Origin of the sequence: Paracidovorax cattleyae, assembly GCF_900104515.1 — a bacterium.
GTDB lineage: Bacteria > Pseudomonadota > Gammaproteobacteria > Burkholderiales > Burkholderiaceae_C > Paracidovorax > Paracidovorax cattleyae.
Map to the genome: position 1 here is coordinate 1 of NZ_FNJL01000058.1, position 10,362 is coordinate 10,362.

At 57.7% G+C, this 10,362-nt stretch carries 9 protein-coding genes and 2 pseudogenes; all 11 read left to right on the forward strand.

Going from position 1 to position 10,362, the window contains the following annotated elements; translation table 11 throughout:
• A pseudogene (locus BLR05_RS27810) lies at positions 1 to 150 on the forward strand (HlyD family type I secretion periplasmic adaptor subunit); the annotation flags it as partial.
• 45 nt (positions 151 to 195) lie between these two features.
• Positions 196 to 852, forward strand: coding sequence for a hypothetical protein (locus BLR05_RS24860; RefSeq protein ID WP_167361344.1), 657 nt, complete (start codon positions 196 to 198; stop codon positions 850 to 852).
• Positions 853 to 883: 31 nt separating this feature from the next.
• Positions 884 to 1,759 carry a hypothetical protein gene (locus BLR05_RS26245; protein WP_143016018.1) on the forward strand — a complete coding sequence of 292 codons (876 nt, stop codon included), beginning with the start codon at positions 884 to 886 and terminating at the stop codon, positions 1,757 to 1,759.
• Position 1,760: 1 nt separating this feature from the next.
• Positions 1,761 to 2,531: an alpha/beta hydrolase family protein gene (locus BLR05_RS26250; RefSeq protein ID WP_143016019.1), complete on the forward strand. Its 771-nt coding sequence runs from the start codon at positions 1,761 to 1,763 to the stop codon at positions 2,529 to 2,531.
• Positions 2,532 to 3,392, forward strand: coding sequence for a hypothetical protein (locus BLR05_RS26255; protein WP_143016020.1), 861 nt, complete (start codon positions 2,532 to 2,534; stop codon positions 3,390 to 3,392). It begins immediately after the preceding gene.
• A 17-nt stretch (positions 3,393 to 3,409) separates the two neighbouring features.
• The gene (locus BLR05_RS24870) at positions 3,410 to 5,029 is read left to right on the forward strand and encodes an alpha/beta hydrolase family protein (protein ID WP_143016021.1); all 1,620 of its coding nucleotides are present in this window, start codon (positions 3,410 to 3,412) and stop codon (positions 5,027 to 5,029) included.
• The gene (locus tag BLR05_RS26260; RefSeq protein ID WP_143016022.1) at positions 5,026 to 5,493 is read left to right on the forward strand and encodes a hypothetical protein; all 468 of its coding nucleotides are present in this window, start codon (positions 5,026 to 5,028) and stop codon (positions 5,491 to 5,493) included. Before BLR05_RS24870 ends, BLR05_RS26260 begins: the two co-directional genes overlap by 4 nt.
• Before the next feature lie 95 nt (positions 5,494 to 5,588).
• The gene (locus BLR05_RS24880; protein WP_092840369.1) at positions 5,589 to 6,227 is read left to right on the forward strand and encodes a hypothetical protein; all 639 of its coding nucleotides are present in this window, start codon (positions 5,589 to 5,591) and stop codon (positions 6,225 to 6,227) included.
• Positions 6,224 to 6,508 (forward strand): hypothetical protein, encoded by a 285-nt coding sequence (locus BLR05_RS24885; protein ID WP_196289295.1) that lies wholly within the window; start codon positions 6,224 to 6,226, stop codon positions 6,506 to 6,508. The genes BLR05_RS24880 and BLR05_RS24885 overlap by 4 nt, the downstream gene beginning before the upstream one ends.
• Positions 6,501 to 7,370, forward strand: a complete 870-nt coding sequence (locus BLR05_RS26265; RefSeq protein WP_143016023.1) for a hypothetical protein — start codon at positions 6,501 to 6,503, stop codon at positions 7,368 to 7,370. Before BLR05_RS24885 ends, BLR05_RS26265 begins: the two co-directional genes overlap by 8 nt.
• 12 nt (positions 7,371 to 7,382) lie before the next feature.
• A pseudogene (locus tag BLR05_RS27565) lies at positions 7,383 to 10,362 on the forward strand (hypothetical protein); the annotation flags it as partial.

The following is a 10,362-nucleotide window of genomic DNA, read 5'->3' on the forward strand; positions in this document are numbered from 1 at the left end:
GCGAACCACATCGCCGTGGACGGCAAGGACATCCGCCTCGCGCCCGGCATGAACCTGACGGCCGAGATCAAGACCGGACAGCGCCGGGTGATCGACTACCTGCTCAGCCCCATCCAGAAGGCCGGCAGCGAAAGCCTGCGCGAGCGCTGAAGAGAACCAGATCGAGTTTCAAACACCAAGGAAGGGATGAAGACCATGACGGACAGCAACACCGCACAGACCACCCTCGCTTCCGTGCTGCGCGCGGCCGGGGTGCGCACCGCCACCGGCAAGGACGACGACACCGCAGTGCCGGCTGCTGGCAGCCCGGAGGGGCTGCACGGTTCCCTGCACGATGCACTCGCCGCGGCGCGCGCGGCACTGCCACAGGCCTACGCCCTGTCGTCGCTGGAGGGTGTGGAAACGGGAACCCTCAAGCCTATCGCGCTTGCCGATGTCGGCGATGTGGGAGATGTGGGCGATGGATGGGGCAGCACGCGCCCCACGTTGTTCCAGCCGGAAGCGGGGGAAGGGCCGACCTTCGTGGCCGAGACAAAGCCCTTGAAGGTGGAACCGGGCAGCGACGTCCTGGGCCCCGCCTCCGGCGCACTGGTGGCAGGCACCGACCTCGCGGCGGTGCTGAAGGCCGGGGCCATGGCACCGGCCGGTGGAGGGAATGACGGCTCTGCCCTCAACGGTGCGCTGCAGGATGCGAGTCAGATGGTGGGCGGCACGGGTGCGCTCGAAGGTGGCGTGCAGCAGCTGGTCCAGGCGATGGCGGGGTTCGCGCCGCAGGCGGCGGGGGAGGCGCACGCGGTGTTGGGTGCGTTCCGGGATGCGCTGGGTGGCGTGCTGGTCAATCCACTCGCGTGACATCCGGGCCGAACTGAAAGTGGAGGCGTAAATGCGTGATTACTGGCTAACCCAATCGCTGTTGCAGGCGGTGGGATGGGGATATGTGCTGGCGGTGGTGATCGCTCTGCTACTGGCCGGGTGGGCACCAAGGCGCGGCAGAGCCAAGGTTCTAGCGGTCTTTGGAGTCCTGTTGCTTGCGTCGATATTGCCAGTTAAGGGATATCGGCAATACCGGGAGCAACAGCAAATAAAACAGGAGCGCAAGGAGCGCTATCAGAAAGCAAAGGCATTATTCGATGAGCGGTGCAAGACGGCAGGGGAGAAGATTTATCGTACTGTCGATAATATTGAAGGTGTAATTTTGCTTAATGTTAGGGATAAAAATAAAGATGCAGATCGAGGAGATAAGTTTTGGCCTAACGCTGCTTTGCCTGATGAGGCAAGTGGCGATTGGTACATCATGACATTTCTTCAGTGGGAGCATCTCTCGAATGTTGGCGCGAAAAGAGGCTATCTCAATAACGAACCATCGTCCTATCCAGGTTACGAGTTCGTCGAGGTGAGAGAGGGGTCTATCTTTATCAGATACGAATTTGCCGAACCTGGAAAATCCGACTCCACTGCTTTGAAGAAAACCCTTGTAGAAAAAGCTACGGCCAAGTATTCGGTTTCCTTTGTCAATATTGATGATCCGGAAGGAAGGGAGAACTGGATTGCTGGAACGCAGGTTGTTGTGAGGGATGAAAGAGATGGCTCGGTGCTTGCTCAAAAGACTTGGTATTCCTTCGAGCCAGGATTGGGCAGTACGGCGGGAAGTCGATCACCTTGGGGATTTGCCACAACGTGTCCAGCAATAAATGCTTGGGCGGGTGCTCCGACCAGAATGTTCGTAGATCAAATTCTTGTTCCGAAGAAGAGAGGGTGATGTGATAAATCAAGTTAATAACTACCTGAAATATGCATCGGCACAGTTGGCTGCAGAGGCGCTGTTTGACCAAAAGGGAAAGCCTTCTGGTAGCTCTTATAGAGGCCCGATAAATCCTGACGTCCTTACTTCAGGAAATGATCGCTCAAGTAAGTTCACCGCCAGCGACGCCGAATGGTTTGCGGAAGACTGGACCGTAGTCGAGCACATCAGCAATACGGCGACGGGATTTTCCGGAACGCTGTTCCGGGCCAAAGAAACCGACCCTGCCCGCGGCATCGTCAAAGGCGAACTGGTCTTGAGCTTCCGCTCGACCGAATTCGCCGACGACGCGGCCCGTGACAACCAGGCGACGAACACGCTGGAGATCAAGGAAAAAGGCTGGGCGTTCGGTCAGATCGCGGACATGGAAGCGTGGTTCCAAACGCTTCGCTCGCGTGGCCTGATCGGCGATACCGAGCAGGTCACCGTGACCGGCTACAGCCTGGGCGGCCACCTGGCGGCGGCATTCACCCAACTGCGCGAGGAAAAGAACGACGGAGGTCGGGTCGCGGCGACCTACACCTTCAACGGAGCAGGGGTCGGCGTGCTCAAAGACGGCGCGAAGCTGAGCGACATCGTCAATGTTTTCCAGACCGCACGCGGCCAGGGCGGCAACGCCGGACAGTTCACGACGGAGGAAGGCGCGCAACGCTATGGCGCCTTGAGCAGCCGCTTCGCTCCGGGCAGCGCGACGACTGCCGCCGCGATCAAACTGAGAGTAGAGGTGTAAATGCGTGATTACTGGCTAACCCAATCGCTGTTGCAGGCGGTGGGATGGGGATATGTGCTGGCGGTGGTGATCGCTCTGCTGCTGGCGGGGTGGGCGCCGAGGCACGGCAAAGCCAAGGTTCTAGCGGTCTTTGGAGTCCTGTTAGTTGCGTCGATATTGCCAATTAAAGGATATCGGCAATATCGAGAACAGCAGCAAATTGTGCAAGAGCGCAAGGAGCGGTATCAAAAGGCCAAGGCATTGTTCGATGAGCGGTGCAAGACAGCGGGGGAGAAGATTTATAAAACTGTAAAAGGGGTGGGCGGTATTTACCTGGGAAATATAAGATTTCGTGATGCTTCAGGCTCAGTGCTAACTGATCCAAATTGGCCGGATGCGGCTTTGCCGCACGAACCTGGAGGTGATGGTTACATAATGAATTTCCTTTTGTGGGAGCATCATGAAGATAAAAGAACTGAGAGGGGGTATTTAAATGCGAACCCTTCTGATATGCCTGGCTACAAATTCGTAGAAGTGCGAGGTGGCGATGGGTTTATTTATCGCTATCAATTAAAAATTGATGATCGTGTTGAGTTGACGAAAAATCGCTCAGAAAAGATCGAATCAAAGTACGAGGTTGCTTTTGAGAACTTCGGCGATTCGGGCGATAGAGCCCTTTGGGTTGCAGGTACAAAAGTAACTATTTTGGAATTGAAATCGAGAGAACTGATTGCGGAAAAGATTTGGTATGCCATGGACCCAGGATTGGGGGATGTGAGTGGTGGAAGGTTGCCGTGGGCATCTGCAAAGCAATGCCCCGCTTATGTTGGTTGGAATGCAGGGGCAACACGATTTTTTGTTGATAGAGTCTTGAATAAATAACGATTTGGGAGAGGTTGATGATAAATCAGGTTGCGTCATATTTGAAATTTGCAGAATTGCAAATGGCTGCGGAGGCTTTGTATGGCCTGCAAGAAGCACCAAGTAGTTCCAAGTTTTCTGGCGAAATTAATGCTGCTAATAGATCATTCTTAACAACGGGCAATACGCGCAGCAGTCGATTCACTGCCATGGATACTGAATGGTTCGAGAAGGACTGGACAATCCTGGAACACATCAGCAACACGACCACAGGATTTTCCGGAACACTGTTCGAGGCCAAAGAGACCGACCCCGCCCGCGGCATCGTCAAAGGCGAACTGGTCTTGAGCTTCCGCTCGACCGAATTCGCCGACGACGCGGCCCGTGACAACCAGGCGACGAACACGCTGGAGATCAAGGAAAAAGGCTGGGCGTTCGGTCAGATCGCGGACATGGAAGCGTGGTTCCAAACGCTTCGCTCGCGCGGCCTGATCGGCGATACCGAGCAGGTCACCGTGACCGGCTACAGCCTGGGCGGCCACCTGGCGGCGGCATTCACCCAACTGCGCGAGGAAAAGAACGACGGCGGTCGGGTCGCGGCGACCTACACCTTCAACGGAGCGGGGGTCGGCGTGCTCAAAGACGGCGCGAAGCTGAGCGACCTCGTCAATGTTTTCCAGACCGCGCGCGGCCAGGGTGGCAACGCCGGGCAGTTCACGACGGAGGAAGGCGCGCAACGCTATGGCGCCTTGAGCAGCCGTAACAACAAAACCCAATCGCTGTTGCAGGCGGTGGGATGGGGATATGTGCTGGCGGTGGTGATTGCTCTGCTGCTGGCCGGGTGGGCGCCGAGGCGCAACAAGGTGAAGGTTCTGGCGGTATTGGCGGTCTTGGTGGTCGCTTCGATATTGCCGATCAAAGGTTATCGGCAATATCGGGAGCAGCAGCAAATCGCGCAAGAGCGCAAGGAGCGGTATCGGAAGGCCAAGGCGTTGTTCGATGAGCGGTGCAAGGGAGCGGGGGAAAGGATTTACAAGGTAGTAGAGGGCGTGGAGGAAATATTTCTCCTCAATGTAAGGGATAAAAATCAGGTCGAGAATGAAGCCAATCCATTTTGGCCAGACGCTGGATTGCCCAATGAGTCTGGTGGGAGTGGGTACATCAACAATTTTTTGATGTGGGAATCTTCGGGTCAGAACCCGAGAGGTGCACTTTACAACAAGCGTAAAGGGCTTAATGATCATCCTGGGTATCGATATGTTGATGCAAAAGGTCTTGATGGAAAGTTGTGGCGTTACACGCTGGAAAAGCAAGGAGAGGGTGGTACTAGTGAGGCCGGATATTCAAGTTTGATGAAATTTGAATATCAAGGCCCCCCTGCGCGCTATGCCGTTTCTTACCAAAACCTAGTGAACGCTGAAGATCGGCAGCACTGGGTGGCAGGTGCAATGGTGAGCGTGATTGATCTGAAAACCAATGAAATACTTGCTCAAGCTACCTGGTACTCATTTGAGCCAGGGCTCGGTAGCAAGGCAGGTGGGCGGCAACCATGGCGGTTTGCAAGAAGCTGCCCGGAACTTACGGGCGGGCAAGAGCGTGCGCCTGTTCGATTTTTCGTGGATAAAGTTCTGAAGCCAAAAGAGAGGGGTGAAACGTGAGTGATGTTGCTAAATACTTGAAATACGCGCATTTGCAAAATGCTGCAGAAGCCTTTATTGCCCCGCAAAATTCTAAGCCTGGGAATACGGATTTTCCCTCTATTGCAGGGACCGTTCTGACATCAGGTAATGGGCGTAGCAGCCGGTTCACCGCTACGGACGCCGAATGGTTTGCGGAAGAATGGACCGTAGTCGAGCACATCAGCAACACGGCTACGGGGTTTTCTGGAACGCTTTTCAGAGCCAATGAAAATGATCCAGTGCGTGGCATTGTAAAGGGCGAATTAGTTCTGTCCTTCCGCTCGACCGAATTCGCCGACGACGCGGCCCGTGACAACCAGGCGACGAACACGCTGGAGATCAAGGAAAAAGGCTGGGCGTTCGGTCAGATCGCGGACATGGAAGCGTGGTTCCAAACGCTTCGCTCGCGTGGCCTGATCGGCGATACCGAGCAGGTCACTTGACCGGCTACCGGCATGAGCTGGTGATCAACCGCGCATGTAGCACCGAGGCCATCGGATCGACTGGGCGGTAATTTTATTCTGTAGGGAGAGTTTCCATGAAAACCATTTGGCACGGATGCCTGTCCGTTTTGCTTCTGCTTCCTGCATTGGCGGGTTGCACTCCGAATACCTTCGAGTGGAAGGAAGAAATCCTGTTGCACGACGGCCGCAGGATCATCGCGGAACGCAAGGACGTGGCGGGTGGGTGGACGGAGCCGGGGCAATCGGGATCGACGCAGAAAAGAACGATCACGTTTCCCAATCCGGATGACCCCACGAAGAAATACACCCATCAGGTTACCGGCAGCAGCAATTATCTGCTGCTGGATTTTGGGAAAGGGGTTCCCTGGTTGATTGTTGATGTTGGCCCATTCAACCGCGATACCAAATGCCCCATTGGCTCCTACGAAACCTTCACCCAGATCAATGGTGTTTGGAGAAGTGTGAGTTATGCAGGGTTACCAAAATCATTCACTAGGCCGAACATGGCCACAGATTATGGCCCTGATTCGCCTGACTTGAGAAGGTCGAAGAAATTGCTATCTGCTGAGCAGATCAAAGAAATAATTGAGGCGAAGAAGAGGAAGGCCGCAGGTTCGTATGGAACCACATGGCGCCTAGTGCAGAAGAACGACCACGGTCGCCCCATCGACTGTGATTACTACCGTCAAATGGCAGAGGGAGCAAAGAAATGAATAGGAACGTAGAACTTGCTTTGCTGGCGGGTGCCAGCTATGAATCCAGCCGCCGCGATATGAACAAGTTCCCCGTGCCGGAAGGTTGGACGGCTTTGAATATCGCAGGCTGGCCCTACGGCAGCCAATCCTGGCCGGAAACCAACGTCCCCGGCCGCGTTTATTGGCAGGACAGCACGACTGGCTTCGAAGCAGCGGCGTACGTGAAAGGCGACGAAGTGGTGGTGAGCTTCGCGGGCACGTATCCGGGGCGAACCGAAAGTGGAGGCGTAAATGCGTGATTACTGGCTAACCCAATCGCTGTTGCAGGCGGTGGGATGGGGATATGTGCTGGCGGTGGTGATTGCTCTGCTGCTGGCGGGGTGGGCGCCGAGGCGCGGCAAGGTGAAGGTGCTTGCGGTTCTGGCGGTCTTAGTGGTCGCTTCGATATTGCCGATCAAAGGTTATCGGCAATACCGAGAACAGCAGCAAATTGTGCAGGAGCGCAAGGAGCGCTATCAGAAGGCTCTGGCCCTATTCCAGGAAAGATGCAAGACGGCGGAAGAGACGATTTATCAGACGGCGGGCGGGGTGAGAAATATACTGCTGCTCAATGTAAGGAGCGATAGGGTAGATAAAGACTATTTTGACGCAAACTGGGCGGATGCGGCATTGCCGAATCAATTTGGAGGAAAGGAATACGTCCTGGGCTTCCTGAAATCGTGGCGGATCGAGAGGTTTCAGGGGAACGGTAGTAAAAAGGCTGATGATAAGTCGCGGGATTTAGATTCATACTCGTACCATGGATATGATTCCGTTGACATTAAGCAAGCTGATGGAGTTCTTTATCGATATCGATTAAAGGACGATCAGCTGGTAAAGACACCTATGCAGGGCGATGTTGCGCGATATTCTGTTTCGCACGAGAACATTAGCGACCCAGTGGGGCGAGAATATTGGATTGCAGGAACGACAGTGATCATCACCGATACGAAGAATGACAGGGTGATGGCAAAGAAAACTTGGTATTCATTTGAGCGAGGTCTTGGCAATCGCTCAGGAGAGCGCATGCCTTGGCTTTTCGCTGTTTCTTGCCCAGAACAGCGAGGGCACGAAAGTCGGTATCCCACACATATTTTTGTCCGTAAAGTCCTAAAAGACTAGGGAGGAGTAATGGTGAATTCTGTCGTAAATTATCTCAAGTATGCCGAGCTGCAGATGGCAGCAGAGGCATTCATTTTGCCGCGAGATTCAGCTCCAGGGACAATAACGGCTACTCAAATTTCTAACATTTCCGATGGTATTCTGACACTAGGTAACAACCGTTCCAGTCGATTCACACCTGTCCAGGCGGACGAGTTTGCTAGCGAATGGAAAGTACTCGAACACATCAGTAACACGGCGACGGGATTTTCCGGAACACTGTTCGAGGCCAAAGAAACCGATCTTGCCCGCGGCATCGTCAAAGGCGAACTGGTCTTGAGCTTCCGCTCGACCGAATTCGCAGACGACGCGGCCCGTGACAACCAGGCGACGAACACGCTGGAGATCAAGGAAAAAGGCTGGGCGTTCGGTCAGATCGCGGACATGGAGGCGTGGTTCCAAACGCTTCGCTCGCGTGGCCTGATCGGCGATACCGAGCAGGTCACCGTGACCGGCTACAGCCTGGGCGGTCACCTGGCGGCGGCATTCACCCAACTGCGCGAGGAAAAGAACGACGGAGGTCGGGTCGCGGCGACCTACACCTTCAACGGAGCAGGGGTCGGCGTGCTCAAAGACGGCGCGAAGCTGAGCGAGCTCGTCCGTGTTTTCCAGACCGCACGCGGCCAGGGCGGCAATGCCGGGCAGTTCACGACGGAGGAAGGCGCGCAACGCTATGGCGCCTTGAGCAGCCGCTTCGCGCCCGGCAAGGCGACGACGGCGGAAGCGATCAAAGAGAGCATCGATGAGCTGTCGGTGCGGCTGGAGCGACCCATCGCCAGCCAGAAGACGCGCGAGGAATTGCAGCTATTGCGCGACGGCTTGCAACGAATGTTCTCTGTGGCCAATGAGGCGCAGCGGGTGAACAACGGCATTCCCAACGGAGACTCGCCGGCGCGCGGCGTGGCCTTGACCGACATTGCTGCTCTGGCCCTGGATTACCAACTGGCTGTGTTGCAAGCGGCGCGCAAGACGGGAACAGGCGACACGGTCGCCATCTGGGGCCGTGACACCATCTCGCCGACCAAGCCCAACTTCTACGACCTTTACGGCTCCAACTTTGGCAGCCTTGACGATTTCTCCGCCGTGGCGAATTCGCAGTGGCATTACGGGCGGCAGACCCCGATCTGGATCGAGGACCAGCCGCTGTACCGCGGCAACGTGATCGCCGACGTCGGCAGCGCGAGTTGGCGGGCACACGAGCCCAGGCTGCTGGTCGACGACTTCGGCAAGAACGACTTCGGCGACACGCACAGCCTGGCGCTGATTATCGACAGCCTCACTGTGCAAAGCGCGCTCGCCAAGATGATGCCGACCATCGACCCGGGAGTGCTCGTCGGCATCTTGAAGGCATCGTCCGAATTGCGTGCGGCCGCGGACGCAGGCACGCAGGGCAAGGCGGATGGCACCAGCCTGGAGAACCTGGTGAACGCGGTGGCGCGCATTTTCGGGGTGTCGGGCACGGCGCTCAAGGGCGACACGCGGGGGGGTACCTGGGCACGCATGGAGGGCGCCGACGGCTACAGCGGCCGGGCACAGTTGCACCAACGGCTGGATGACATCGCCAAGGTGGTCAAGGACCAATCCTTGGAAGGGAAGCTGGTGATCCGGCTCCCCAACGCCGACATCCGCGCGGCCGCACGCAACGATTTCGGGGCGCTGCTGGCGCTGCAGGACCTGAGCCCCGTATGGATCACGGGCGCGGATGCCGGAGCCAAGAGCACCCTGGAGTCGTTGTGGAGGAGCACCCGGGCTACGGAATACACGGCGTGGCTCGCGGACAAGTCCACTGCCTCGCCATCGGCCTTCTCGGACGAGTGGCTGACCGATCGCGCCCAGCTCCTGCAGGCTGTGGTGACGCGCAACCAGCAGAACGACTCGTCGCAACAGATCTTCGATCCTCGCGCGGTCGCCGGCCGGGTGACCTTCTATCACTATGCCGATCCGGAAACGGGAAAGGACACTGTCCTGAGCACACGGCCCTCGGGCGTTACCGGGTTGCCTGATCAGCATGTGATGTTCGGCGGCGCGGGCAATGACACCTTGACGGGCTACGACAATGCCCTCGGCGACCGCCTCTATGGTGGTGCCGGCAACGACATCCTGGATGGCAAGGCCGGTGACGACTACCTGGAAGGCGGCTTGGGCGAAGACGTCTACAAGGTACAGGCACAGGGCGGCCGCGACACGATCCTGGACGCGGATGGCTTGGGCACGATCGAGTTGGCCGGGCGTGCGTTGAACGGCAGTGGCACATTGATCGCCACCGCGTCGGGCGAGGCACAGCCCTACACCGTGTGGCGCGACGAGACCCATCCAGCGCAGCCTGTCGACTACCGGTTCGACACCGTCAAGCATGAGCTGGTGATCACCGGCTACGGCAGCACGGTGGTCGTGCGGAATTTCTCCAGCGAGAAGAACCTGGGTATCACGGTGCCTGAGGGCACGCCCAAGCCGGTGCCTGCACCTGCAACGGGCTACGACTTGGCCACCTCTGCGGGCCGCGAAGCATACGACCGGCTCGCCGCAGGGCAGCGCGATGCTGGACTGCGGGTGACGAACGCGCTGCAGGCCGGCAGCAACCGCCATGGCGCGGCCGGCGGCGCGGGCGCGGACGTGCTGGAGGGAGGCACCGCGGCCGCCACGTCGCGGCAATGGCTCTACGGCGAGGCGGGAGATGATGTGTTGTACGCCGGTGCGCCGGTGGACCTTGCTGCGGCGATCACGGCCGGCGAAACACAGTCCGCCACCGGCAATGGCTTCGTGAGCCTGTCGGGTGGTTCGGGGGACGACCGGCTCCTGGGCGGCGCGGGCGACGACGTGATCTATGGCGGCGCCGGCTCGGACACGATCGTGGGCGGCGCCGGTGCGGACATCATCCTGGCGGACGGCAACGGCGCGGCGCTGGCCCTGGGCAACGCCACCGAGGCGAACGGCAGCGGCACCAACGATCCTC